The sequence below is a fragment of the Candidatus Woesearchaeota archaeon genome (genome assembly GCA_016187565.1).
GTDB lineage: Archaea > Nanobdellota > Nanobdellia > Woesearchaeales > JACPJR01 > JACPJR01.
Window position 1 is genome coordinate 48,964 of record JACPJR010000014.1, and the last position, 26,988, is coordinate 75,951.

Below are 26,988 nucleotides of genomic sequence, written 5' to 3' on the forward strand. Positions count from 1 at the left end.
AAAAGATAAAAGAAAAAATAAAGAAGTTTATGCTTCCTTCTTTTGTTCTCCCTTCTTCTTTGATTTAAAGAAGAGTACACCAAGCCCTCCAACAACAAGGACGACAACAACTATCCAGATCCAACGTTGACTCGTTGGTGGTTCTTCCTGTACTGTTGGTTGTGGTTCGAGAGGCGGTTCTTGCTCTGGGGTTGGCTCAAGAGGCTGCGTTGTTTCTGGAACAGGTTCTTCCACAGGAACTTCCTGTTGCGTTAAGGATTCTGTTCCTGGTTTTGCTGCAATGGCAAAGACACTGAAGCCTGGAGAACCTGCCCAGTACTTAACCATGGTATCGTCGCTACTCTCTTTCTCAGTAACCAAACGTTTCCAGCCATTATCGTTGCGAAGGAGAACAATATCCTCTTCTGCAAGATTATTTTCGGTGAGCCACGCCTTTGGCACTGCAAAGCGAATGATAACGCTGGTTATTCGTTCAGGGCTAATTGCTTCAGTTCCAATCTCCAGGTACTTATAGACCGTACCACTGTAAACATTAACCGTCTCTGGCTCTCCTTCAAGTGCTGCAACCGTAAATCCAAGAGTACCAACAGCCTTATCAAGGGTAAAGACAATCTCACTCACCGGTATGTTGGTGTCAGCAACCTTAACTTTATTTGCTCCTTGATTCAAGTTGCTAAGGATAAACTGGGCTTTTGCTGCAGCAGTTCCTGCACTTGGTGCAGGAGGACTAATACTACTCTGTGGTCCTGATCCTCCAGATCCTGGAGAGACTGAGCCTCCACTGGATGTACCTTGATCTTGACTCTCACTGGTACAACTGGTTGAGTTAGATCCAGCGTATGCTACACCACAACTGTTACTGTCAACCCAACCTCCGGTACAATACTTCACATTATTCGTACACGTACCCCATCCGGAACACGACCAACTGGCATTGCAATCGTCTCCTCCATAGAGACTAAATCCCAAAAGCCCGGTAGCAAACTCCCATTGGGTGGTGTTATCCGTACTGTTGTAACCCATTCGTGTTGCATTTGTGGTAACATCAAACTTGTCGGTAACATTAGTTTCAGAATAATGGTACAGTTTCGTACCTTCTCCCTGAACCTTAATACGAACACGTTGTGGCCTCCACTCTTGGATAAGTGCCGTATAAACAGAACCACTTAAACCAATAAGGGAACTGTTAGATCCACGACTTCCATTGGTTTGGTTATACAAGATTGCTGTAGAGAGATTGCTAAAGGATGTTGCCGGTGTGCTGGTAATATCAACACCAACAAGCTGAATCTCCCACGGAACAGACGAGCTTGGATTGTTCAAAACAACGGTTGTGTTTTGTCCCTGACTGTAGTTGATCTGTTGTGCCTGGGTTGAGGAATTGCTGAGATTTATGTTGACTTGTGAAGCTCCGCCCCCTAAATCAAATCTCATGTTGAGTCTTCCCCGTGGATTGGTTATATCCTGAACTGGTGGAGTAAAGGCAAAGTCCAGCACAGGAAAACATTTAGGACAATCAGTTGCAGTTGCTGCGGCAGCTGTAGTTGCGTTGAGACAAGCACTCTTGTAGGTATTGTTAACCTGATCGGCTCCTGCATATTTGTAGTAGTAGGTCATATTTGCCGACAACCCAAACCCAAGCCTTGCTTGATCAAGGAATACCTTGTGACTGCTCGAGTAGGGGAACGCAAAGTAGGGCTCGGTAACCGTTATGTTTAACGCAGTACAATTCTGATCGTTGTAAAACTCAACAGATCCTGTTGAAGCTTCGTCAGTTATCCACTTGATTTCAAGAGCGTCAGGGAACTTTAAATCCTTCTGCATCTTAATAGTAGGTGCTCGCTTATCATTGGTAAAGTTAACCACATTCCTACAGGCAAAATCAAAGGAACAACTCGGATCTGCACAATCAGCCTGCCCATTCTGATCATTGTCAAGACCATCACGGCATTCAGGGCCTCCTTCAAGACGTACATACCCATAACGGAGGAAGTCGCTGCAATCTGGATCTTGCTCAGCAGTAATATTATCTCCGTCATAGTCTACACCGACTAAATCACATCGTTCTTTTTTGACATCAAATGCACCTGGGGTGTAATAGACCGGACCGTTGTCAAGGACGTCGCTCGGATTAGTTGCGCCCCTATTTCCTCCCGCAGTGGTCACGTAGAGACGCACAGGCACGGTTGTGTTGTACAACTGATTGTAATTCAAGAGGTCTGACTTCTTGACATTCATGCTGATTCCCTGGATAAACTGACAATCCCGTCGGTAATCTGCCGAGAGAACAATGGACGATGCCTGCCAGCTGTTATTTGCACAAATCCTGGCAACACGCTTCTCGTTAGCGCCTGTACCATTCCATTCGCTTACCAAGCTGAAGTAAAACTCAAAGCCGGTAAAATTGTTTTCCATACTTCTACAGTTATTGGTGACGTTGTTATCACTATCCATGTAGACAAACATGCTCACATTATCAGTACCAGTTGCTCCTAGAGTTTCCCGACAACGGGCTGCTCCAGAAACATTGGTTACCGTTACACCAAAGCTAAATGCCTTAGGCTTGTCCTTTAATCCAAAGTCACGCATATTAACCGACCCGGGTGTAGCATCGCCACTTTGGTCGGTTCCAAGGATGATGGGCCTTCCCGGATCTCCGCCCTCTTCCATCATACGATTGGCCATCAGCATAAAGTCTCCACCATCAGCACTAAAAAACGTATTCAGATTCCGGCTTCCAGATTTAAAGTCCTTAAACATATCTGCACCACAGGCTGGGTCACTTAACCATGGCTGATTCGTGTTGAAACAGTCTGTATCTTTACAATCAATCATACCATCATTGTCATTATCAATGCTGTCAGCACAGAATTCAACGGTCTGGCCTACAGGCTTACAGAAATGATACGTAGACTCCCATTCACAGGTTCGTGGACTGCCGAGACAGGTGTTGTTATCGCTGCTGTTCCCTTGAACAAAACACATACGGCAGTCATCAACACAAGATTTCGTTAAGTTACTTTCACAATGCACTTCTGTTCCCCAGGTATTCTTACGGGTTACCATGGTACAGCCTGCTTGGCTGTTCTGACATTTTGTTGCAACCTGATCAGGGGAGGTAAACTCACAGGCCTTACAATCCGTATCACAGCTTCCCATGTTTCCGAAGGAACTAAAACGATTATCGTCTTCACAAATACCAACACCATTCGGTGCATGCGAGTCTAAGCGCCAGCGACAGAATCCTAAGGTAGAGTTTTCACAGGCAGATTGCGCGAGTGCTGCTGTTGGCCATGCAGTTGATCCATTTTGTTCGCAGGCAAAACATGCCCCATTACAACTCTTCCTCTCAGACCCAAAGCCCATTTCACACTCATTCAAAGTCTTGGTATTTCCCGTAGGATCAGTAAACGTACGCTGTTTCCAAAAGCCACCTGCAGCAATGCACGATGCTTCACTGCTAATTTGATCAAAGGAGCGATCAAACATCTCAGCGCCTTGCTCGAACATATTGTCTGCCTTGAATTCACAGAATCCGTTTCGCCATTCACACGGCATTTGATAGGTAGCTGCTGCAGCACTACAATCTGTTTGTGTTCGTGCTCCCTGACAGCCAGTATTAAAGGGGTTATCGGTTCTTATCCGATCAAAGCAGCTGTTGTTCTGCGCACCTTCGCATTTACTCGAGCTAGCGTTCCACGCACAACAATTCGGTAAGAGGGTAAAGCTACCACAGGCAGTGCTATTAGTCGTACAAACACTTTGATTGACCTGCCCCGTAACCTGACAGCCTAGAGGTCCACACTCAGTGATATTAGTCGTCTGAATCTCACAGACTTCGACACCAACAATACTTGCACAGGCAATTCCTCTCGTGGCATTATAGCCTGCTGCTGACCTACAGCTACTTGTCGTTGCGTTCCACACACAAATCGAGCTATTAAATGCATTACAGATGTTTTGGGTAAAAACTTGATTACACGACACTACCTGCTCTTGTTTATAGAGATCCTGACCAAACGTTTGTGTAGCACAATTTAATCCGGTGAAATTCCAGAAACAAGGAGCGCCAAACTGGCTTGCTAAGGAACATTCATTTTGCGTTGTCCGTGAGGTACAGATACTTCCAGCAAAATCATCATGGAAGAATTGATCCTGTGGTGGCTGTTGTTGTTGCTCTGGCTGTTGTTGTTGCTCTGGCTGTTGCTGTTGTGCGCCGAAGACACAACCACTTTGGGTACTAAATGAAGTAGATTTGTTTCCAAGCGTAATATTGATTGCACTGGCATTAAAACTGTTTACTTTAAGACTCAAACAGGTTGTATTCTGCTGGCTAACGACAACGTAAAATGCACCTGCTTGAGGAGTCAAGCCATGTTGCCAACTTGCATTCGAGAACCCTGGTGCTGTAGTGATAGTTGCAAGACTACTCGCACTCGTCATTCTGATTACTTTGCTTCGTACGTCAATATCAGCAACATTATCTCCATTACGATCGTTATAACGAGCATCTGCCCAAGGTTCGCTCGTTTTCAACATCTGTGCACCAGTTGCTGAAATATTAATGCTCTGGGTGTTTCCTGGAATGGTTGTATCCCAGAGAGGAATAACCGCAGTGACTTGCTGTTGTCCTTGCTGTTGTTGCTGCTGTTGTTGTTGTTGTTGGCCAAAGACACAGCCAGCTTGGGTACTAAACGAGGTAGATTTGTTTCCTAACGTTATATTCATTGCAGTATCCGAGGCATTGGCATAGACTACCTTAAGCTGAAACAACTCGTGTTCAATTCATTAACAACAACGTAAAATGAATTGGCTATAGGAGCCAAACGCGTTTTCCAACTGGTGTTAGCAAATCCTGGCGTAGAATTAATCTGGCTAACATCGTTAACACCAGTAATTTTGATAACCCTACTTCGTGGATCCAAATCAGCAATACCATCTGCATTAGTATCCAGATAGCGCATATCTGCCCATGGATTGGTTGTCTTTAACATTTGAGGACCATTTGCTGAAATATTAAGACTGTCCGTGGCTCCTCCTAGACTTTCGTTCCAACGTCGAATAGCTACGGTTACTGCTCCTTGTTGTCCCTGTGGTTGTTGCTGCTGTTGGCTGGCAACATAATTAGCAGATTCACCAACACCGATCAAGGCGAATTTACTTCCAGGGTTACTACTCACGCTATTTATCGTAAACTTAAAGCACTTGGTACCATTAGCACTAATGATGATATAATGGCTACTCTGATTGGCAACAAGGCTTCCAGAATATTGACCGCTTTCTGTTGCTGGCGCGGTTGTTATCGAAGCCAAGCTAGCATTAGCACTTCTTAAGATATAACCACTCGTTGGAGCAAGTTCTGGAGTACTATCCGCGGGTAGACTCGTATCTAAGTAACGAAGATCTCCAAAACTGTTATTCTTCAAAGCGCCGGTATGATTTTCAAGTGAAATATTCAATCCGAGTTTAAGCCCACCAACATTCCATTCTTTTAATTGAGAGGTGAACCGACAACCAGTTGATTGGCTATAGTCCATTCCCGCTGCAAATCTTCCTGTTGAAACATTGTTCGGGTTTACTTCTGCAATGGTAAATTTATAACATTTGCCATCCTTAGCATAAACTCCGTATATCCCATTGACTACAGGAGTACTGTTTGTAACCCATTCAGGACCAAGCTGAAGAGGATCAGCCATAGCATTAACCGTCATTCGGCCTGTCGATGACCATTCTTCAAAGATAGTACCATTATAGACTGCCAAAAATCTCCCAGCTCCTCCAGAGAGTTGATTGGCCGCTAATGGAACGGGTTGTACATACATCAGGTCAACAGCAGGAGATCCTATTTGAGGCGTGTAGTCTCCATTGGATACTTTCGTAAAATTAACTGATCCGCCAGCTCCATCATTATATTGCCCGATGGTAACAGCAGTTGAAGGAAGTACCAAAACACCTGCTCCTCCAAGCTGCTCATAATCAAGGACAACATTATTATCATTAACCGTCGTCACCTTAAGTTTAAAATAATCCCCTGCAGAGGTCTTGACAACATAAACTCCATCACTCTGTACACCTATCGTGGAGAAATAGGTATCACCTTGAGGAACCTGGGTAAGGGTATCATAATTAGTAGTAACCTTCATCACACCGCCAGCATCCAGAAGAAAGAATTTTTCATTATCAGACGTTTTGGAAAGATAGAGATCATTATGGCCATTAACAACACCTGCACCAAAGGCAAGACCTTTTTCTGAATCAGTATACGTACTGAGAGCTACGCCTTGTTCTGCAATAGCCATACCGGTAACCTCATTACAACCTGGACCACTGCATGACTTATTCTCAACCGTATAAATCAGTGCACCCAAACTAATGATAAAAACCACGAGAATTGCCGCTATAAAGAATCGTTTTTCTACCGCCATTTTTCCGACCTCTTTTCCATTTTTGGACTATTAGATTTGCAAAAAGTTATATTAGTATACGGATTTGGTATAGGACATATAAATACCTTTCGGTTTTAAATTTTTTGCGGGCAGAAATAATCATACGGATACCATGCCTATTCTATACTCTATTATTCGGCATGTGTTTAAGCAGGTAATGCAAGATCGGAGGGGTTATAAGGGTAGAAATAACGATCATAATAACAATAATAGCATACACCTGATCATTGATAACACCAAGTCCTTTTCCAATGGTTGCAAAGATTAAACCTACTTCTCCTCGAGGAACCATCCCCCAGCCAACAAGCCATTTATTCACGTTGCCCGCAGCCAAGCCAGCACATAACTTTCCGAGAACAGCAACAAGCGTTACACCTAAAGCAATAAGGAGTATCTTCAGATCAAAAAGTACGGTAAGATCAACAACAACGCCCGTCATTACAAAGAATAAAGGAACAAAGATGAGTGTTATTGGCTCTATAAGATCAATAATATGCCGGTCAGCATGTTTTTGGATAATGGCATACAACCCACCTGACATTCCAGACACTTCAGACATTCCGGATACAGAAGGACTTTCTGTTTTAGCACGTTCTGCTTTGAGATGCTCTTTTTTTATCTCTTCGACAATCTCAGGTTCTCTGAAATAGCGAAAGTGTACCGGCTCTAAAATAAGCCCTGCTGCAAATGCTCCAACAAGAGGAGCTAGTCCAATGAGTTGTGCGATATAAGAAATAATAAGCCCAAAAGCAATGGTTAAGGTTAGCTTCATACCAATGCCTGTATGAATCTTTGAAAATCCCTGTCCTAAGAGAGAAGCAAAAAAGGATCCTAAGAGTATAGCTCCTGCCAAGAAAAGAACTGCCTTAAGCGTAATCCAGCTAATCTGGAGCAAACTAACTGCACCAGAAGTAACAATGGCAGAGACGACTGCCAAGATGATTAACCCCAAAACGTCGTCAATAACCGCAGCGCCTAAAACAATCTGTGCCTCCTTCATGGTTAATTTTCCGAGGTCTTTGAATACACGGGCAGTGATGCTTACTGAGGTGGCGGTTAAGGTTGCACCTAAGAAAAGATAGACTTGAAATGAGGACTCAGGAAAGAGCAGTGGACCTACTACCAAGGTTGCTAACAGAAAGGGGACGGCAACACCAATGCAAGCCACAAGCAAGGCCCTCCATCCAACTTTCTTCATCTCATGAATGCTCGATTCTAATCCCACATGGAATAAGAGAAGAACAATCCCAAATTCAGCAAGGAAAGCAATGAATGGATCAGTTTTAATCGGCTCAAAAACAGAGACGCCAAGTAAGGCGAGATTTCCTAAGAGAATACCAATAAGAATTTCACCAAGAACAGAGGGCTGTCCTAATCTTTCAACAAGACCTGAGATCTTTGCTGCAAGAAGCAAAACAGCAATCCAAAAAAAAGTGAGCCCATAATTGTGATTACTCGTCACCTTACCAGAATCTGCAAAAGCATAATTCATCAGCAACGTTGCTACAAGGATTATAGCGATGAGTAATAACCTGCGCTGTTTTCTCTGAGCTTGGTTTGACGGATCCATAAAAGAGAAGTAAAAACAAAATCCTTTATATTACTTGTGCGCTAGGGGCGATTTGGGAATGAGGGTAGTGTTACTCCTCTCAAGAAGCAAGAAAGCTATAAAAGCAAGAGAATAACAAGATGAAGAATATCTTTAAAAAAACAGTTTATAGTAAAGTAAGCTTGGTAACGTAGTACCAATAATGGCGTGCATCCTCTATGACGTAAACCCCTGAGTGTACTACTTTACATTATAGCACGCGAGGTCGATGATGAATCCAAATGCGTCATATCTTTTTGAAGTATCGTGGGAAGTGTGCAATAAAGTTGGCGGTATTTACACGGTTGTCAAAACAAAGGCAGGGCTTCTGAATAAGCTGTACCCACAATATTATCTTATTGGTCCATATTTTGAAGACAAAGCAAAGGTAGAGATGAACGAATGTCCTGCTCCAGCATTCTGCCAAGAAGCTGTCAGCGTGCTGAAACAACAAGGCATACGATGCTATTTTGGCAAATGGCAGGTTCGGGGAGAGCCGTCGGTAATTCTCATTGATTTCCATGGATTACTCCCGCAGAAAGATGCCATCAAACGAAAATTATGGGATACCTACCAGATTGATTCTCTCCACACAGGGTGGGACTTTGAGGAACCAATGCTCTGGGCATGGGCTGTTGGCATGTTCCTTGAACTGGTTGCTCCGCAACTCAAAGGAAAACCTTCAGTCGTCCATACGCATGAATGGCTAAGTGGGTTTACGCTGTTGTACGTGAAGATGCAGAAGTTGCCCTTTGCTACCGTATTCACAACCCATGCTACTATGTTAGGAAGGACCCTTGCCTCTGCGAGCGATCTCTACACGATATTACCAACCATAGATCCGACTCGAGAAGCATATGCGCACGGAATTCAAGCTAAATTTACCACAGAAAAGGCCTGTGCTCAGCAGGCTGATATATTTACAACCGTCTCTGAGACAACGGCGCTTGAGGCAGAAAAAATATTGGGAAGAAAACCAGAAGTACTCGTACTCAATGGTTTGGACTTTGAAAAGTTTTTTACCTTTGAGGAAGCTGCTATCGCTCACCGGAGGAATCGTGAAAAAATTCGAGAATTCCTCAGTTATTTCTTCTTTCCCTACTACACCTTTGATTTAGACCATACCCTTGCTTTTTTCATTGTCGGCAGATATGAATTTCGCAATAAAGGCATCGACATTTTCATCAAAGCGTTAGGGAAACTTAACCAATCCCTAAAAAAATCACAACCTGAAGGAACCCCTGAAAGGACTATTGTTGTTTTCTTTTGGATTCCTCAAGAAACGTTTGGCATTAAAACTGAACTGCTTGAAAGTAAAACGTTTTATAAGCACATTAAAGATTTTGTCGTGCGCAGTGGGGAGGACATGGAAACAGATATCATTCAAGCCATTGTATCCCGTAAAGAGCTCAGCGAAGGGATCATCTTCTCGAATGAATTCAAGCTCAAAAATAAACGACACCTGCTCAGCTTTATCAAGAATGGAAATCCTCCTTTTTGTACTCACCGTATTGACCATGAGGAAAATGATACTATCATTAGACAATTTAAGCAGGAAGGATTACTCAACCGTCAAGAAGATACCGTTAAAGTCATCCTCTACCCGGTTTATTTGACCGGTGTTGACGGACTTCTGGATCTGCCGTATTATGATGCGATGAGCGGCTGCCATTTAGGCGTTTTTCCTTCTTACTATGAACCGTGGGGATATACGCCTTTAGAGTCGGCTGCATTAAGCGTACCTGCCATTACTTCTGATCTCAGTGGCTTTGGAAAATTCATTGCTCCGTTTGTGCAGGGCGAAAGCAATAGCGGAATTTTTGTGTTACCGCGAGAGAATAAATCTGAAGAAGAAGTCATTGAAAATTTTACAAAACTTTTGGAACAGTATGCATTGCTCGACAGACATGAACGAGTAAAGAATAAAATCAATGCGAATATTTTTTCTGCACGTGCAGACTGGAACATTCTTATTGCTCATTACATTCGAGCACACAATTTAGCCATTGAAAGAAAATGCCAGAACTAAGAAAAGACTACATCCTTGAACAATGGGCAATTATTGCCACAGAACGAGGAAAGAGACCTGATGAATTTCGCCATAGCGAACAGCAGCAAAAGATTCCAAACTATCAAAAAACATGCTTTTTCTGTCCAGGAAATGAACATATGACGCCTCCTGAAATCACCAGAATAACCAAAGAAACAGGTACGGTGGGTAAGAATGGGAACGGTGAGGATAAGGCAGGATGGCTGATCCGTGTTTTTCCCAACAAGTTTCCTGCAGTCGTGGCAGAAGGGAATCCGCAAATACAGACCCATAATACTTTTTTTACCTTTGCATCTGCCTATGGTTATCATGAAGTTGTTGTTGAGACTCCAGAGCATGATAAACAGCTTGCAGACTTATCAGAAGAGCATATTGCAAAAGTGTTTTTCGTGTATCAAGAGAGGATTACTGCGCTAAACGCAAAGCAACATATCCCGTATGTCCAAGTGTTCAAGAATTATGGAGCTGAAGCCGGTACTTCAATCCAACATACCCATTCACAGATCATTGCCTATAATGTCCTTCCTCAGAGAATTCAGGAAAAAATACATGCAATAAAAAACTATAACTCCTGTCCATACTGTGCTATTATACAGACAGAGAAGAATTCCTACCGTGCTGTTTTTGAAACTCCTGAAGTAGTCTGTTTTACACCATACGCGTCGAGATTTCCCTTTGAGATTTGGCTGTTTTCCAAACGCCATGTCCAAGGGATGGACGAGCTCTCCCCAGAGGAAATGAAGAGCCTTGCAGTTCTACTGAAGAAAATACTCCAGAAACTTCAACACCTCAATGCATCGTACAATATGGTCATAAACTACGCTCCTGAGGGAACTAACCTTCATTTCCATATCGAGATCTTACCACGCCTAACAACCTGGGCAGGATTTGAGCTTGGCACAGGAACAACTATCAATCCAGTAACACCTGAAGAAGCAGCAACATTTTACCGAGATTCTGGTACATAATCACGCATTACTGTTAAAACCTGAGCCCATTTCTGTTCGAGATCTCGCTGATAGGCACGAACCTTTCCGGTCTCAGTGTATGAACGATTCGCACGAACAACTAATACCTTATTTCTCCTATTACGATCATTACTATCAACAAGATCCACAATCTCAACAGAAGGAAGGGCTGTTACCTGCGCATGAAATCTGTTGTATGCCTCATTGCTTTCATCTGCTCGAAAAATAATATACCCTGCATGGTCCCCGACAAATGTTGAATCGCCCCCTGCAAGAGAATCTAAGGTATACCTTCTTTTAAGCCTTTGCTTACAACCACGTTGAACAAAAGCTCCATGATCCTTCGGAGTCCCAGAGTGAGACCAATCACTTACATAAGCAAAGGGAAGCCTGTTGAGGGTTGCTACAACTTCCCGTACATTACTCTCGATGGCGTTGAGATAACCTTCACTACCCCATGCCCAGACTTTATTTCTCCCATACTGTCTACGAAACTCTTTTTCTTCGGCAAAACTCGTAAATGGTTTCGTAGGTAGATAGTCTAGGAGAGAGGTGTCTCCGTCGTCTACAACACCATTATTTCCTTGGTAAAACCCTTTTTCTGGAAAAGCAGGGCTCACAGTAAATAACCTCTGGTTGGGATCATACTTTATTCCCCTAACCCTTGGAGGAGATTTTGCTCGATCATAATTAAAAGTAAAGTAACCCAGTCCTGTAAGGCCTTGACGGACCTCCTCCATGGTTGTTGGTTTTCTTTTGGTTAGTGAACGGGAAGTCAAAAAATCAATGATATGCTCAGGAAAATTATCAGGCACAGAAAGAACCATCAGGAGTTTTTTACGATAGATCCCATCGTTATGACGGGCAATAAACTCTACTTCCATATAATCCGTCCGGTCAGTACGGAAAACAACATCCTCAATCGTATGGAGATCGTATTTTCCCGATGCAATAATCCTCTCGATATTCATAGAGTTGGGGTAATGGAGGGCATTATTATATAAATGTTTCTATTTGTTACTACTTATAAGAAACTAAACTGAATACACCTCGGTGTTTGAAATACTCAAATCAAAGCTTCATCAAAGAACAAGACTCGTTCCGTATCTCGAAAAACAAAGCTTTAAATATAGCAAATGACACCATTTTTATAGATACAACTCTGTCATTTGATTATTACGAAAATTGGGGGCATTTCATGCAGGTTATCATTCCACTCGCAGGAAAAGGTACAAGGCTACAACCCTTAACAAACACGACGCCAAAACCATTGCTCAATGTTGCGGGAAAGCCAGTTTTAGCGCACATTCTTGATAAACTAGCTGCATTAGATATTGAGGAGTATGTATTCATTATTGGCCACCTTGGTGAACAGGTTAGAGAATATATTACTCTGAACTATTCTCTGAATGCGCGATTTATCGAGCAAAGAGAGATGAAAGGACAGGCCCATGCTATCGCACTGGCAAAGCCTTATATCCATAGTCCGGTGTTAATTGTTTTCGTTGATACTATCTTTGAGGCAAATCTTAACCAGCTTGAGAATCTTTCTGCCGATGGTGCGATCTATGTCAAGGAGGTTGAGGATGCTCGGAAATTTGGTGTTGTGATCCATGACGCTGCACAACGAGTAACCCAATTTATCGAAAAACCAGAACACCCACCAAACAATTTAGTCAATATTGGTCTTTATTACATCAAAGAACACCAAAAATTATTTTCCAGTATAGGACACATGATGAAACAAGGAAAACATCTCAACGGTGAGTTCTATCTTGTTGATGCCCTTCAGAGGATGGTTGAGACAGGTACGCATTTTACCGTACTTCCCGTGCAGACATGGCTTGACTGTGGAAACCCAGAGACATTATTGGCAACAAACAGGTATCTCTTGACACAGATGCAGCCGTCGCTGACTGATACCGTTCTTCCCTATCAAGAGAATGGTACAGCACACACGAAAAGTATCACCATTATACCGCCAGTTCACATTGGTAATAATGTTGTCCTCAAAAATGTGACCATTGGTCCTTATGTAACGCTTGAGAATGGCGTCATCATCGAAGATAGCACGATCAAAGATAGTATTGTCCACAAGAATGCGATGCTTACGCAAGCAGTATTAACCAAGGCAATTATTGGAAAACACGCACATGTACGAGCGGTAACACAAGAAGGCTTAATGGTTGGTGATCAGCAAAATACGATGGCAGAGCATGGTACTTATTCATTATGATCGTACTAGCGGTACGATAAAAAAAGAGGTAGCAGGGGCTCCTTTTGGTATGCTCATAAACCAGAAGGGGTCTTTTCTTTGTCAAACAACACAAGAGAATAGCTCACGCTTTCAGGGATTTTTCTTGAGACATCATGAGACGATGTACAAGGTAATAGAAACACTCATGCCCGAGCATGACCCTGCAGACGTGCTCAGTTCTCAGGGGCCGTGTCTCTATCGTAAAAAAAATGCACGTACAGAAAAAATTTTTCTTGACCAGGAGAATGCTGTTCTCTATGAAATAAAAGAGTTCTCGGGGAAAATAACACTTACGCTTGATTGTCGTAAGATCTATGATTACCATGATCAAGGAAGAATATATACCTTCAGCGAAGAAAATGGTACACTCGTCGTCTCATACCATAAATGGAAGAACGAAAGTAGCAAGGACCTTGACTATGAAATCCATCTGGCAATAATCACCGGAACGCCCTATACCCGACGAGAGAAATGGGTAAAACGTGTATATCCCCTGGATAAAGGAAGGAATTCATCTCCGTTCGAATTGTATACGTATGAAGCAGTAACATACACCGTCAAGAGATATGCACGAATTATTCTTGGTTGTGGCATTTCAAAAGAAGAGGCAATCAAGAACGCAATGCTTCTCGCACGAAACTATGAAGCAAAAGAACGTCATGCCTCATCCTGGTGGATGCACGTGACTCAGGGAAAAGTAACATCACCTATTCCTAACGAAGAAACTGAAGAAAGAGTAGCGTATGAACAGGCGCTTGGATCACTTCATGCCTTAACCATGACCCTCGAAGGAATAGAAAAGCCTCACACCAAGGGTATTGTTGCAGGACTGCCCTGGTTTTTTCAGCTCTGGTCACGTGATGAAGCAGTAAGTCTTGGTGCACTTATCAAAGAAGGATATTATTACGAAACAAAAGAGATACTGTACCGGCATTTGCGCTCTATCGATCTCCAAGGAAGAATGCCTGCCCGTTTTCCCGTCGGAGAGAAGACTGCAGACAGTACTGGATGGACGTTTTCTCGACTCTATGATCTTCTCGAGACACTGCAAAATGAACGAGAGCTTGAGCGATATTTTATTTTTGAAGATATCGAACTGCTCTATGAAAAGCTTGAAGAGGTTATTGTAGCATTACTCAAAAATCATACGGTTCAGCAACTTGCAGTTAATGGACCAGGAGAAACATGGATGGATAGTGTGTATGGCAATGACACCAGAAAAGGTGCCTGTATCGAGATCCAAGCATTACGATTAAAGATGTACCGATGCATGCAGCTCCTCTCTAAAAAACTCGGAAAAAGAAAAGAAGCACAACTCTACTACGATCTTGAGCAGGCAATGCATAAAAAAGTAAAAAGTCTCTTCTGGCATGACCCTGTTCTTGCCGATAGAGTAGATGAAACCATTGACACAACCATACGACCGAACATCTTTCTAGCGTACTCCGTTTACCCAGAATTGCTGAGTAACGAAGAGTGGAAACGCTGTTTGAGGATCACGCTTGAAAAGCTCTGGCTGCCCTGGGGAGGCATAAGCACCATCGCTAAGGATCATCTTTTATTTTGTTCTCATTCGACCGGTGAAGATAGTAAGAGTTATCATCGAGGAGATTCCTGGTTTTGGATAAACAATCTTGCTGCCTGTTGTCTGCACAAGGTTGATAGGAAAGAATTCCGTACGTACATCGAAAACATAAAGAAAGCCAGTACTGAAGCAATGCTCTATCATGGAAGTATAGGTAATGCTCCTGAACTAAGTTCTGCGTCATCATTACGTGCAGAAGGATGTTGGAATCAAGCATGGAGCAACGCCACGTACATTGAGCTTATGCATGAGATACATACTAGAAAAGTGTAAATGAATTTTAGATATTACAGCGCCACAGATTCACGAAAAATGTTTCTTAATGGTCGTAAGAAGATGTTGGGGTTTTTCAATAAGATAATCTGGCTTTGAGGCTGCTAACAATGATCGAGAGTTGTATCCCCAGCTGACTGAAATAATTGGAATCTGCGCTTTTCTTGCTGCAATAATATCACGCTGTTCATCGCCGATATAGACAACCTCATCCGGACGAAGCTTTTGACGGGCTATGAAATGCTTCAGAGAACGATGTTTCCCAAGGACCGAGCAATCTCCTTGAACCGATAAAAAAATTGAAGCAAGACCAACACGTTCCAGAAAGACAAGAATACTCGATGCCTTGTTCGACGAAAGAATAACAAGGGGATATGTCAGATGCAGTTTCATTAAAACAGGTTTCATGCCAGGTATAAGTTTGACGTTCTCAACGCTATTGTAAAACCGCTTTTTAAAATCATGAACAATAAGTGGAATTTCAAAAAAAGGGATCTGTAATTCATGGATAACCTCTCTGAGTGTCATCCCTCGTAACTTTTCAACATCAGAAATTTTCTTGGTGTGATATTTTCTTGCTAACTCATTGTAAATGGTTATACCAACGTTCTCAGAATCTACTAATGTCCCATCAAAATCAAAGAGGATGTATTTGATCATGCTTAGAATGTTCTGAACAGAAGCAGTAGAGGTATATTAATGCTCCGATTTGTTTGTGCATGGAAAAATAAAAATGCGTCGGCCGGGACTTTCGTTCCGAAGGATTAACCTTTCAGGCATTCGAATTTCCGTTGTGGAACCATGTTTCCACCTTCCCGGATCAAAGGCTTGGAAGGCCTCTATCCTAGCCATTAGACTACCGACGCGTGAGGGGCATGAAAAGAGGTTTCTATATAAAGGTTATTGTCTTTTTGAACATCCCTCCTGTATACAGTAAGGCCTCTGTTTCTGGATAATGTAGTATCAGTTATTCTCTTATAAACATTTACAAAAGATTTATAGGTGTGAGCAGATTTCCTTGTCATAGGGGATGTTCATTGAAAATAGATCCAATTGAATTACCAAATCATTTTTTCACATTAATGAGAGCTTTAGATGTCCGCATACTTGCATATAGTATACAGTCCGGGGGTGAAGGTGTTGAGTCAGTAGTAGAGTTCTTTACTACAAGGGAGGGGTTGGATAAACTTGCAAGCACATACCGCGCTGAAATTGTTCTTCATGGACGTACACCGATTGACGAGATATTCTTTACATCTTCCTCTGTGCCTGAACCAGGGTATGCCGATAGTAGGCCACTCTTCAGACATACAACAAATTCCGCATTTACAAAAGAACCAATAAATATTGAAGACAAATATATACTTTTTCCCTATTCTCCTTCAAATTACGGGGAAGAGCTATAATCCTTTGTCTATTCTCTTCTTTTTCTTACGAATAAGGTCCCTCTGCTTTCTAAACCAGATTTTTGCTGTTGCTGAACGAATTCTTGCGCAAAGATTGTGACTTCCCTTAATCTGGAATGTACTTCAGGATATGGAAGGTGGAAAACCCAAAATAATCAACATCATTAATGACATCATGAAATTGTGTTTTAAGTTCGTTGATAAGATTGATCAGTTCAGGAAGATCCTTGACAATTACCTCCATTTCAAAGTCAGCACCGCCAATGCTTTTATTGACTTGATAGATATGAGGATGCATCTTACAGACTTGAAAGAGTTCTTTATTTCGTTGTGTCGATACTAAATGAAGATCAACACGGTAAGAAACATGATGGAATAAGTAAAGAGCAACAAAAGATAACAACGCTGAAACATGGAGTAAAGAGCGTTAGTGTTGTTTCTGCGTTAGTTTAGCACGTTTGAGTTCTTCCCGAAATTGTGTAAGAAATATATCAAAATCTTGCTTCTTGACAACAACGCCACAGGCATGTTCATGTCCGCCACCTCTGCCTTGGAGTCCATGAAGTGCAGCAGTAATTAGCGGGGGTAAAATGTAATGAGAAGCCCGGACACTACACTTCAGTTCATCATCTTTTTCACGACCAATAATAATGACTTTATCCGGGTACATATAGAGGGCCTCGTTTGAAAGCTCCTTGGTCAAGCTTACCTCATCATCATCATAAGAGTAGAGTAAAACCTCGTCTTGCGTTGCTGACGCTTTTATTTGCTGAAGCTGTGCATCGTAACTTTCCTGTATTTTCTTTGCTCGTTTAAAGAGATATTTCCCTTGAGAGGTTGTCTGGCGAAGGATCTCGTAAGGATCTTCGATTCTCGTCATAATCTTAATTGCTTGGTAAACATCGTGCGTCCGACCCTTCAACATAAAGGCCAAGACACGGATGAGCTCTCCGACGGGCGTACTAAAAAGAGCCTGATCTGGCTGATGAATCCCGTCAGGGAGTAAGTCAGGATACTGCTGCGAAAAAGACGGAGTAAGATGCATCTGCCAATCTGAAATAACACCACAAACTGCTATCCATAGGTCTTGTTGGACAACATCATAACAGATTTTTGAAATACAAGTATTATCCTCTGGATGTTGCTTTCGGGGATTATAGTAATGGACCTGTTTTCGTTCAAGAACTGCATGGTGGTCAATCCAGTACACCGGAACATGAACCTTCTCAAGAAACTCTTCTTCAACCACGGCAATATCCAAAATAAAGATACAATCTGGGTTATACTCCTGCACTTTCCTGACAAAGGTTTCGTCAATGACAGGAGTAGTATTCACCACAACTCCTTTTCCCTCATGAATAAACCGATAGAAGAGAAGAAATGAGCAAAGGCCATCGGGATCACCGTGAAAAAAAAACAAGGGCTTATGGCATTGGGTAAGCTGCTCTCTAATCTCGCGGACCTGTTTCAGCGGAAGTGTCTTATGTGCTGATCTCATCGATTGGGTGAAGATACCGCCCTATTTAAGCTTAATGTCACAGAAATACGACTGCGAAGTGATAAATAAGAGAAAGATTTAAATAGAAGTTCCGTTCCTGCCCCTATAACGTCCCTCAAGAGTAGTTATAGGGGAGTATAGGTGAGAATATGGACGACGACTTAGAATATCTTGCAGACGAAGAAGACCGACGATCAAAAACAAGAAAGGATTTTGCAAAGATCCTCAGCAAGGACGACCTCTCTGACTTTGAAATGGACGCATTATTTTTAGACGAATAAGTATACGTCTTGTGGATATTTCCTGAGAAGCAGAGAAGGAAAAATACCGAAAATACATAAAGCATAAAATAAGGAAATACTTCCTTTTACCCTTCTGGTTTTTCGTTTTTTATAATGTGTATATCACCGTACTATGAAAGATTCAGGATACAAACGCAAATTGGAAAATAAAGAGCCTTCCCTGCTTGACGAGTTGCGACCATCGAACTGGTCTTTTCGTGAGCGATTGTTCTTGATAGGGACACTAGCAGCGTGGTTTACCGGTCTTACTATTGACTACCTCCTTAGTCATCACGATCAACAAACACCTTCTGGAGTGGCTCATTCTCATCGCTACTCTCAAACACATACTCCTCAGAAATCACTCGAGAGATCAGTACAGGAATCACGAGAAGAATCAGTACCGGAACCTTTGTTTGCCAATGAACGAGATGGTGTTGCCTATAGACCAATCGTGCGTGAAGCAATCAATGATTATTTTAGTGATTATGATTTCAGAGGACACGAACAAGAACTAAAAACAGGTATAGAAAGGCTTGTGCTCAGTATGTTTATTCAGGAATCAAGGGTTAGCCATTTTGACGAGAATGGACGAGTAATACACTCACCAAAAGGGGCAGTGGGTGTGGGCCAACATATGCGAATTAATGTACAGGATTTAGGAAACCGTGGTTATGAATTTACCTGGCGGGGTGTGCAACGTCCCAGGCAGAACGCACAGGCAACTGTTGCCACGGTCCGTGAAAGATTTAGGGATTTTAACATAAGACCTGAAGGAGATCATTTTAAGGAATCAGATCTCTACAAAGTAGGTGCTTCGTACAATGGGGGAGTAACCAGAGTAACAGAGGCTTGCGAACGATCAAGAAGTACTGATTTTGAACAATACCTCAGTCCACGTTATGTCGGTGGTGCTAGTGGAGAAACGCTCCCCTATACACGAGGGCTCGTTGCCTTGATGGCAATGTATGATCCAGCACAGGTCACTGACGCAGGAATTCTTACTGCTCATTTTGGTCCTTATACCGATCCTCTTCACCACGAAAATGGATTCAGATATTGGATTACCTTTCTTCCTGCAGAGGCAGGTGTAGCAGGAGATCCAGTCTATGCCCCTTATCCGGGGAAAGTTGTTTTTGCAGGAAAAAAAAGAGAGGCAACAGGATACGGAAAGTATATCAAATTAGCATTAGAAGGAGAAGGGATTAAGGAAGGAGCCTATGTTTATCTCATGGATCTCGATGAGATTAAGGTAAGGAGAGGTAGCAAGGTTACTGCGGGCCAACAGATTGGAACCATGGGTGATTCCGGCATTGACTATGTTGCAGCACGCCTGATGATTACCTTTGAAGGACAGAATTATCGTGTTCAGACAGCGAGAAGTAATCATCCGAGGTACATTGACCCTGGTTTATTTTATGCTGGACCATCACGGTTAGCTACAGTAACAGAAGAGGCACCACCAGAGATAGAATCCAAAGAAAGTTCAGTGATGGGCTTACCGATAACAGGAATAACACATCTCATCGGAGTTGCCAAAGAAACTCCACGAGAAGCATGGCTCGATGGCCGAGAGCGTGTTGTCAAAGAGTGCTTAGCACTCAGGGATTATTCTGCTGCAATTGAAGTGTATAAAACTATGCTCCCTGTTGTTGACAATCGTTCTCCTATTGAAGAAAAGATAAGGACGCTTGAGCACGCCTATCAAAAATAAGTTTGCATCAAACCACTTCTTGTTCATAATTATTATATATTTCTCATCCATTCCCGTTGTGATGAAACCACCTTGGTTTAAAGCTTTACCATTATTAAGCAACCATGAAGAGCACTTCTCACGACAGGTGTATTTTCCATTGAAAAGCCGTTTGTTTGAAAAGCTACAAACAGAAACAGCGACAGGATTCCAGGGAAGTAGTCCGAATGTTTTTGTGGGGAGGTTTGGATATCCCCAGGTAAATGTCGGCATTCTTAGCCCTCCAGAACAACATGAGGAAGCATGGAAACATGATGCACCAAAATACTGGGCTGGAGAGAATTATCGCATTCCCCAAGTTATTGATTTACGAGGTTCATTGATCAATGCACGCTTTGGCGCACACATTACCGACGCGCGCAAAACACAGAAACTTCTGGAGCTATGCAAAGAAATAGGAATGGCAAAGAAGCCAGTTGATGTTGAGGTTAACTTGAGTGAAAAACCGCAGCTGAGAATAAATCAAGAGCCCCGTTTAGGAGTTTATGGGCCAAAGGGAAAGTTGAAAAGTGCTGTTATTACAAGCAATCCATCGATTGGGCAAAAAGTAGAAAAAGTGGTTGCTGAGGATGATCTTAAGGCAAATGAAGGCATGATGTACCTGTACAAAGCAGGCTATGATGAACAATTTTTAACAAAACTTCTTTCCATTGGCAATCTTGGTATAAAGGCTGAACGAAAACTTGTTCCAACACGATGGTCTATTACTGCATCTGATGACATTATTGCAAAAAATCTTCTCAAAAAAGTACGAGATTTCCCGTTGACCGAGCATATGGCTTACTTTGGTGGCTATCTCGGCAATTATTACCTGATTCTTTTTTTTCCACAGATGTGGGGATATGAGCTTTTCGAGACCTATGCACCACAAACAAACAGCGAGATAAAATATTCAACAGATTATGAAGGTTATGCAGGAAGAACAACCTATGCAGAACATACGGTTGGAGGATACTATGCATGCCGTCTTGCTCTTGTAGAAAAATTGATGGCAATGAAACACCAGGCAGCGGTACTAGCACTACGTTTTATTACCGATGACTACTACACCCCGCTTGGCGTTTGGGTCGTGAGACAGAGCACACGAAAAGCCTTGGAAAGTAAACCCATTTCCTTCTCTGATAAAGAGTTACTGATCCACTATGTACGAATTTTTGTCAAAAAAAGATTCCACATGGACGCTGACCAGCTTCTTAACAAAAGCCTTCTCCTCAAAACAATAACACAAAAAAGATTAGACGCGTTTGTTTAACCGTACTCACTATAAGAACTATAGGAGAAGAGTTTTTAATTTCGCAATATTTAATAAGATGAACTTGTAAATTAAGCAATATGATGAGAAAAGTTGTTGTTATTAGTGGTGGAACAGAAGGGATAGGTAAAGCAACCGTTGTTCAACTTCTTAGTGAAGGATTCAATGTTGTGACGTTTTCAAGAGAGAATAATAGATGTAAGAGTTTGAACAATGAATTAAAGAAAAATTTCGATTCTGAGACATTTATAGTTATGCAGGCTGATGTTACCAATGAAAAAGACATGAGTAATATCGTGAATAAAGCGATTCAAAAATTCAAGAAAATCGATGTGTTGATTAATAATGCAGGCTTTGGATATTTTGTTGCTTGTGATAGAGTAGATATAAAAAGATTTCAAGAGATGGTACAAACAAATATAGTTGGTGTAGCATTGCTAACAAAATTAACAGTTCCCTATCTGAAAAAGCAAAATTCTGGATTAATAATAAATCTCGTTTCAATCTCTGGAAAAATGGCATTTGCGCAAGGTGAGTTTTACAGTGCTACAAAGTTTGCCTTAATGGGTTATTCAGAAGGGATAAGGAAAGAGCTAAAAGATTATGGAATAAAAGTAAGCACCTTATGCCCTGGAATGATAAAGACAAATTTCTTTGATGAAAAAGAGCTTGAGAGGCGTAAAAAACTTAACAGTGGCCAACTCCCAACATTTCTGGAAGTCGAAGATGTTGTCAGAGTAATTAGTTTTGTTTGTCATCAGTCCCCCCATTCTGATATTCAAGATGTAACAATAATGCCTTTTTAGTACAGGCTATCGTTTTCTTAGTGTTTGGCTCATCGGAAAAATTCACGGTAAGTATATACTTTGATAGTTTATATATTACTTTTTTTATATTTTTTTACTATTTATCTAGTAACATTTAAATATTAGTATAAATTAAGTAATACTATGATAATCTATAACCCCCATAATATAAGAGTAATGGAAGAAAGAATCAAAAGAGCACAAGTCCTCTTAGATCAAATGCCAATGAAATACTGCTTCATAACAGGATCGTTCATTCATAAGGAAAAATATAGGGATATTGATCTCTTTGTGATAACGAGATCAAAAAAAGAAATAAAAAAGAACAGTAAACAGGTAAAAATAGCTATTATTGACTTTAATGATTTGTATTCGTTATTCTATCATTCTGTCTCAAAAAGTTGTATCGCAAAAAATATTCTTCCAATGAAACCACTTAAAATTACCATGTCAGATTACTGGCATGTTGTCAACGAAGCAGTTCCTACGCTTCTCAATCAAAAAAACAAATTTCATAAAGATGTTCGTTTTCTTGTCCTTTACACTGAATATTTTAAGACAAAGGAAGTCTTGGATACGTTTCAATTAGATAAGAGAATTAAGCTTTTTAGAAACTATGAGGAGGTCTTAAAATACATTAAAGAACATGTTCCAGAGGTAATAAATCAACAGAGAAAAAAATCTTATTTAAAAAGATTCTTTTATACACAATCAGGGTACTATAGAGATCTTCGTGATTATGATGCACAAAACTTTTTATATGATCTCACGCACACAATAACAAAAGGTTTCTCACATGGTTAGTCCTGAAGATTTCAAAAATAAAGTCGAAAAGCTGATTTTACAAAGTTATAAAGTAGAATTCTTAGGTAAAAACTTTGATCAGATAGTATCTCTCCTTACAGACACCAAAGCTGAGAAGATCTATCAATGGGTCGAAGAAGTAGTAAGGAACAAAATTCAGCCAATTCTTGTTGGATCAAAAAAAGCGTACAAAGAATGGACAGTAAGCGAACTTCTTACATTTCGCTATCCCCTTCGCATAGGAAACACTGATTACAGAATTATGTTCGTGAAAGTAAAAAATTCGATTTATATTGAGTTTCATTTAGGAGATCATCATTATTATGACAAAGTAAGAAAAGATCTTGATCTGAAGAAAGGAAGTTACTAATCCGATTTTCATGGATTTGATCATGTGCACCATGAAACAATCACATAGTTATATAAATCAGAGAAACCTGTGAATCAATATGGTCACCAAAATAAAAGAATTATACCGATGTGAAGAATGCAAATTGTTCTATAAAGATAGTTCATTTGCTAAAAAGTGTGAAGCGTGGTGTAGAAAAAATAAGTCCTGTAACCTAGAAATCACGAAACATGCGACGACTGCCTGAAATTGAGTGCTACGCCAATGCATCATCCATGAAAAAGGTACAGGTATCTAAGAAGACCTTCTCTTGAAAATGCCTTTATTGATCTGTTTTGCCCATTGCATGCTTTCCTTTGCAGAAAGACCGAGAACAATACGCTTGTAAGGAGCATTCTGTAATTCAACAGTTAATCCATACATTCCATGTTTAACATACCAAAATTCTTTTCCTTTATCTGTCCAAAATGTTCCTGCCTTCAGAAAAAAAGGAATGTATGTACCAACCCGAAACCATGTCCAATGTTTCCAAGGAATAGAAGCATCAGCTAAAAGAATACAGTTCCTCGGGATGGTTAATGTGCCTTTTAGAGCAGCTACTTTCTCGAGACCTGCAAAAACAATCACGAGCGTATCTTGAGTAAGACGTATCTCCATTCTCAAGCGAGAGTTACCCTTGCTTAAATAATTATGGATAACAATCAGGAAGTATAATAAACGATTAGTTTAAACTATTTAGCATTACAGCGGCAATAATGGCGGTGCGACGGTCATTTTGTAACGCAAAATGCCCTACGAGTCACCCCATAAGGGACCCCGACTCATCGCACGCCACGCAAACTCATGAAAATCCGTTGGATTTTCAGGATCCTCGAAAACTAAGTTTCCGGGAAACCGGAAATTCAAAGAATTTCCCAGTTCACCGAAAATGCCATGCATTTTCGCGTGTTTACCAAAGTTTGATCAATGGGTGTAACATGAAGTTGCACGTCGCGGCCTTCGTGTTGCCTTAATAGCCGCGCCGAAGAGCTTCATGCTCTTCCTTGCGTGTCAACTGAGCGTAACCAGTTGCGGGGTGTGCGTAGGATTGCTCGCTGAGCAAATACTTAAAAAGAACTAATGATTTCCCTGATTGATGGCTGATATATCTGACCTCACCGGTGGGATTCCAGCACTGGAAGCATTTGCAGAACAAGCAATGAGTATGCATGATGCCGCGATTGCAACTGCACGTACCTCACGCGTTGATATGTCGGTCTATCCCGATATTGTACAGGAGTTAGGATCACTTGCTGACCGAGTTACTGGAGAAGTACCGGGCTATGTCCTTGGTCGTAAGACTGGTCGTTGGGATGTTGATACCACCAAAAGAACACTTACCTTTCATCCTCTTCATGAAAGAGGCATTGAGAATGCACCCGTTTATATTCAGGGGATCTTTTATGGAGCTGCTGGTGTTCTCCATCTGCTTCCACGAGCGAGTATTATTGCAGCTCTTCGTGCTGAATTTGAACGTGAACACCCTTTCCGTCCAGAGGATCACTATTCTGGACTTCTCGCTTTACGGGAGTCTTTACACGACACGCAAGTGTATGGGATTGAAATCTCTCTTCAAGAAGATCATGAGCTTGGCAGAGCCTTTGCTCTAGCGATTGAGCAAAGTCCCCTACGAGACCAGCTTTTGGAACGGACTACGGTAGCAAATAGTGTACCAAGAGAGTATGGTTTTGAGCGAAAGATCTTGTATGTACCCGTAACAGAAGCGGAAAGACAGGACGTTATTCTTCTTTAGGGATTTATTATAGTCTTAATTTTGCATGCTCAATACAACCGTAGGGTTAGGGATGATGCTCGAGGTGAAATCCAAAACCTATAAATATCAGTATTACGATATAGTTTTTTATTGGATCTGTGCAAATGGGTCCTTGGATGAGCTAGAACAGCTTGTTCAGCAATGATTTTGAGACACTATTGCATAGAACAGCCCGACACGAGAGTACTCAATGGAGCTTACGCTGATTGCAAGCAATGAGCTTGGGAGTTAGTGTTTCGGGCAACAATCCTTTTAACACTTACAAAGTTTCATTTGGAGCAAGCATTCAAGTTCATTTGTTCCTAAATCACCTAAACTCTCTGATTTAAGGGGAAAAAGGCCGAATTTTGCCTGTTTCATTAGTTTAGTAGCTTGATCTGCTTGTTCTTAGAGTGCTTACGATTATTGCGAAAGCAATCAATAAGTAAAAACAGTAAATAAACAGTAAACACAACTATCAAAGTGAGAATCATGCTCATCTTTTCATTACCTCTTTATGAACGGTATGATTAGAGATACGAGTAGAGAGCTCTTTCTCGCTTTGTTGTGGAGGGAAGACCATGGCAAAGATTAGCCAAGTATCGGCAAAGTATATCATTCATTCCAGTATTGATATCGAAGGCGTTGTTGACCGGCCTGATGTTATCGGTGCAATATTTGGACAAACTGAAGGGCTTCTTGGTGCAGACCTTGAGCTAAGAGAGCTTCAACGGAGTGGACGTATCGGTCGTATTGAGGTAAACGTTGATACCAGAGGAGGAAAAACTAAAGGTAACATTGTTATTCCTTCAAGCCTTGATAAAGCAGAGACGGCTATTGTTGGTGCTGCCCTAGAGATTATCCAACGAATTGGCCCTTGTAATGCCAAGATTAGGGTTGAAAACATCGAAGATGTTCGTATTTCAAAGCGAACCTTTGTCATCAATAGAGCAAAGGAACTTCTCAAAAATCTTATGGACAGTGTCATGCCTGATTCTCAGGAACTGGCAGATGAGGTTGCTTACTCTGTCCGTGTTATGGAAATTCAGGAATATGGTAATGACCGTCTTCCTGCAGGACCAACGGTTGATGAGTCTGATGAGGTTATTGTCGTTGAAGGACGGGCAGATGTCCTTAACTTGTTAAAGCATGGCATTAAAAATTCTATTGCTATTAATGGAACCAATGTCCCTGAAACCCTCATTGACTTAAGCAAAAAAAAGGTTCTGACTGCCTTTGTTGACGGTGATCGTGGTGGAGATCTCATCATCAAGGAACTGATCAGTGTTGCTGAGATCGATTATGTGACCAAGGCTCCCGACGGAAAAGAAGTTGAGGAGATAACCAAGAAAGAGATTCATAAAGCACTGAGAAGTAAAGTCTCTGTGGAGCAAATTAAGCTAGAGGGTAATGGAAAGCCACAGTTCAGTAGCAAGCCAAAGCTCCGTCCGCTTATGAGACAACCTATTGATGAACAACAGCCACAACCGCAGGCACAAGTGCAGAGACCACAGCAACCACGGTATCCTCCACAACAGAGACCTCAATCCCCGCCGCAGGGAAGGTTATCTGATGAGGAAAAGAAAAAGTTTAAGGATTTACTTGAGGATCTCATCGGAACACGAGGAGCCTATATCCTTGATGATAAGCTGAATATCCTTGGAAAAGTGCCGTACAGCGAACTCTTGCCAACCATCAAGAACTTAGATTCAAAGGTCTATGCAGTTATCTTTGATGGTGTTGTTGATAAGACCCTTGTTACTGTTGCAGAAAAGATCAATGTCACGTATCTGATAGCAATGGACACGAAAGTGAAGGGTTCAGAAACACGCATTACCTTGTTGACTGAAGCGAACTTAGCATAAAGCATTGTTGGCTGT

Annotated in this window: 20 protein-coding genes and 1 tRNA gene; 12 read left to right on the top strand and 9 right to left on the bottom strand. The window is 41.6% G+C overall.

Annotated features, from left to right (window positions below; genetic code table 11):
- Positions 1 to 27: 27 nt before the first annotated feature.
- The 3 genes from HYW21_04555 to HYW21_04565 all read right to left on the bottom strand — a co-directional run bounded on the left by HYW21_04555 (position 28) and on the right by HYW21_04565 (position 7,938).
- Positions 28 to 4,773 carry a PGF-pre-PGF domain-containing protein gene (locus HYW21_04555; protein ID MBI2548594.1) on the bottom strand — a complete coding sequence of 1,582 codons (4,746 nt, stop codon included), beginning with the start codon at positions 4,771 to 4,773 and terminating at the stop codon, positions 28 to 30.
- Positions 4,755 to 6,425 carry a hypothetical protein gene (locus tag HYW21_04560; protein MBI2548595.1) on the bottom strand — a complete coding sequence of 557 codons (1,671 nt, stop codon included), beginning with the start codon at positions 6,423 to 6,425 and terminating at the stop codon, positions 4,755 to 4,757. The genes HYW21_04555 and HYW21_04560 overlap by 19 nt, the downstream gene beginning before the upstream one ends.
- A gap of 142 nt (positions 6,426 to 6,567) precedes the next feature.
- A complete protein-coding gene (locus HYW21_04565; protein MBI2548596.1) occupies positions 6,568 to 7,938 on the bottom strand; it encodes a cation:proton antiporter in 1,371 nt (456 codons plus the stop codon).
- A gap of 328 nt (positions 7,939 to 8,266) precedes the next feature.
- On the opposite strand from HYW21_04565, the gene HYW21_04570 reads away from it, so the two are divergent.
- A complete protein-coding gene (locus HYW21_04570; GenBank protein MBI2548597.1) occupies positions 8,267 to 10,063 on the top strand; it encodes a glycosyltransferase in 1,797 nt (598 codons plus the stop codon).
- Entirely contained in the window at positions 10,051 to 11,052 is a 1,002-nt protein-coding gene (galT, locus tag HYW21_04575; protein ID MBI2548598.1) for a galactose-1-phosphate uridylyltransferase, read from the top strand. The genes HYW21_04570 and galT overlap by 13 nt, the downstream gene beginning before the upstream one ends.
- Here the strand turns inward: galT and HYW21_04580 are convergent.
- Positions 11,031 to 12,023, bottom strand: coding sequence for a hypothetical protein (locus HYW21_04580; protein MBI2548599.1), 993 nt, complete (start codon positions 12,021 to 12,023; stop codon positions 11,031 to 11,033). The two genes, galT and HYW21_04580, sit on opposite strands and share 22 nt — an antisense overlap.
- Before the next feature lie 227 nt (positions 12,024 to 12,250).
- Between HYW21_04580 and HYW21_04585 the strand changes: the two genes are divergently transcribed.
- Together HYW21_04585 and HYW21_04590 are read left to right on the top strand one after the other, a co-directional pair.
- A complete protein-coding gene (locus HYW21_04585; GenBank protein ID MBI2548600.1) occupies positions 12,251 to 13,288 on the top strand; it encodes an NTP transferase domain-containing protein in 1,038 nt (345 codons plus the stop codon).
- Complete coding sequence (locus HYW21_04590) at positions 13,269 to 15,167, top strand: hypothetical protein (GenBank protein MBI2548601.1); 1,899 nt, start codon at positions 13,269 to 13,271, stop codon at positions 15,165 to 15,167. The genes HYW21_04585 and HYW21_04590 overlap by 20 nt, the downstream gene beginning before the upstream one ends.
- A gap of 30 nt (positions 15,168 to 15,197) precedes the next feature.
- On the opposite strand, the gene HYW21_04595 is transcribed toward HYW21_04590, so the two are convergent.
- Together HYW21_04595 and HYW21_04600 are read right to left on the bottom strand one after the other, a co-directional pair.
- Positions 15,198 to 15,827, bottom strand: a complete 630-nt coding sequence (locus tag HYW21_04595; GenBank protein MBI2548602.1) for an HAD-IA family hydrolase — start codon at positions 15,825 to 15,827, stop codon at positions 15,198 to 15,200.
- 74 nt (positions 15,828 to 15,901) lie between these two features.
- Positions 15,902 to 16,033 (bottom strand) — tRNA-Gly (locus HYW21_04600).
- 171 nt (positions 16,034 to 16,204) lie between these two features.
- Here HYW21_04600 and HYW21_04605 point away from each other — a divergent pair.
- Positions 16,205 to 16,573: a hypothetical protein gene (locus tag HYW21_04605; GenBank protein ID MBI2548603.1), complete on the top strand. Its 369-nt coding sequence runs from the start codon at positions 16,205 to 16,207 to the stop codon at positions 16,571 to 16,573.
- Between the two features lie 106 nt (positions 16,574 to 16,679).
- Here the strand turns inward: HYW21_04605 and HYW21_04610 are convergent, their stop codons facing one another.
- Entirely contained in the window at positions 16,680 to 16,871 is a 192-nt protein-coding gene (locus tag HYW21_04610; protein MBI2548604.1) for a hypothetical protein, read from the bottom strand.
- Positions 16,872 to 17,000: 129 nt separating this feature from the next.
- Positions 17,001 to 18,071, bottom strand: a complete 1,071-nt coding sequence (locus tag HYW21_04615) for a DHH family phosphoesterase (GenBank protein MBI2548605.1) — start codon at positions 18,069 to 18,071, stop codon at positions 17,001 to 17,003.
- 414 nt (positions 18,072 to 18,485) lie between these two features.
- On the opposite strand from HYW21_04615, the gene HYW21_04620 reads away from it, so the two are divergent.
- The 5 genes from HYW21_04620 to HYW21_04640 all read left to right on the top strand — a co-directional run bounded on the left by HYW21_04620 (position 18,486) and on the right by HYW21_04640 (position 23,337).
- Positions 18,486 to 20,066, top strand: a complete 1,581-nt coding sequence (locus HYW21_04620) for a M23 family metallopeptidase (protein ID MBI2548606.1) — start codon at positions 18,486 to 18,488, stop codon at positions 20,064 to 20,066.
- A 61-nt stretch (positions 20,067 to 20,127) separates the two neighbouring features.
- Positions 20,128 to 21,357: a hypothetical protein gene (locus tag HYW21_04625; GenBank protein MBI2548607.1), complete on the top strand. Its 1,230-nt coding sequence runs from the start codon at positions 20,128 to 20,130 to the stop codon at positions 21,355 to 21,357.
- Between the two features lie 80 nt (positions 21,358 to 21,437).
- The gene (locus HYW21_04630) at positions 21,438 to 22,163 is read left to right on the top strand and encodes an SDR family oxidoreductase (GenBank protein ID MBI2548608.1); all 726 of its coding nucleotides are present in this window, start codon (positions 21,438 to 21,440) and stop codon (positions 22,161 to 22,163) included.
- Positions 22,164 to 22,307: 144 nt separating this feature from the next.
- Positions 22,308 to 22,967, top strand: a complete 660-nt coding sequence (locus tag HYW21_04635) for a hypothetical protein (protein ID MBI2548609.1) — start codon at positions 22,308 to 22,310, stop codon at positions 22,965 to 22,967.
- Positions 22,960 to 23,337, top strand: a complete 378-nt coding sequence (locus HYW21_04640) for a hypothetical protein (GenBank protein MBI2548610.1) — start codon at positions 22,960 to 22,962, stop codon at positions 23,335 to 23,337. Before HYW21_04635 ends, HYW21_04640 begins: the two co-directional genes overlap by 8 nt.
- A 273-nt stretch (positions 23,338 to 23,610) precedes the next feature.
- On the opposite strand, the gene HYW21_04645 is transcribed toward HYW21_04640, so the two are convergent.
- Positions 23,611 to 23,973, bottom strand: coding sequence for a hypothetical protein (locus tag HYW21_04645; GenBank protein ID MBI2548611.1), 363 nt, complete (start codon positions 23,971 to 23,973; stop codon positions 23,611 to 23,613).
- Positions 23,974 to 24,451: 478 nt separating this feature from the next.
- Here HYW21_04645 and HYW21_04650 point away from each other — a divergent pair, with 478 nt between their 5' ends.
- Entirely contained in the window at positions 24,452 to 25,108 is a 657-nt protein-coding gene (locus HYW21_04650; GenBank protein ID MBI2548612.1) for a hypothetical protein, read from the top strand.
- Positions 25,109 to 25,689: 581 nt separating this feature from the next.
- Positions 25,690 to 26,973 (top strand): DNA primase, encoded by a 1,284-nt coding sequence (locus HYW21_04655; GenBank protein MBI2548613.1) that lies wholly within the window; start codon positions 25,690 to 25,692, stop codon positions 26,971 to 26,973.
- The last annotated feature ends 15 nt before the right edge of the window (positions 26,974 to 26,988 follow it).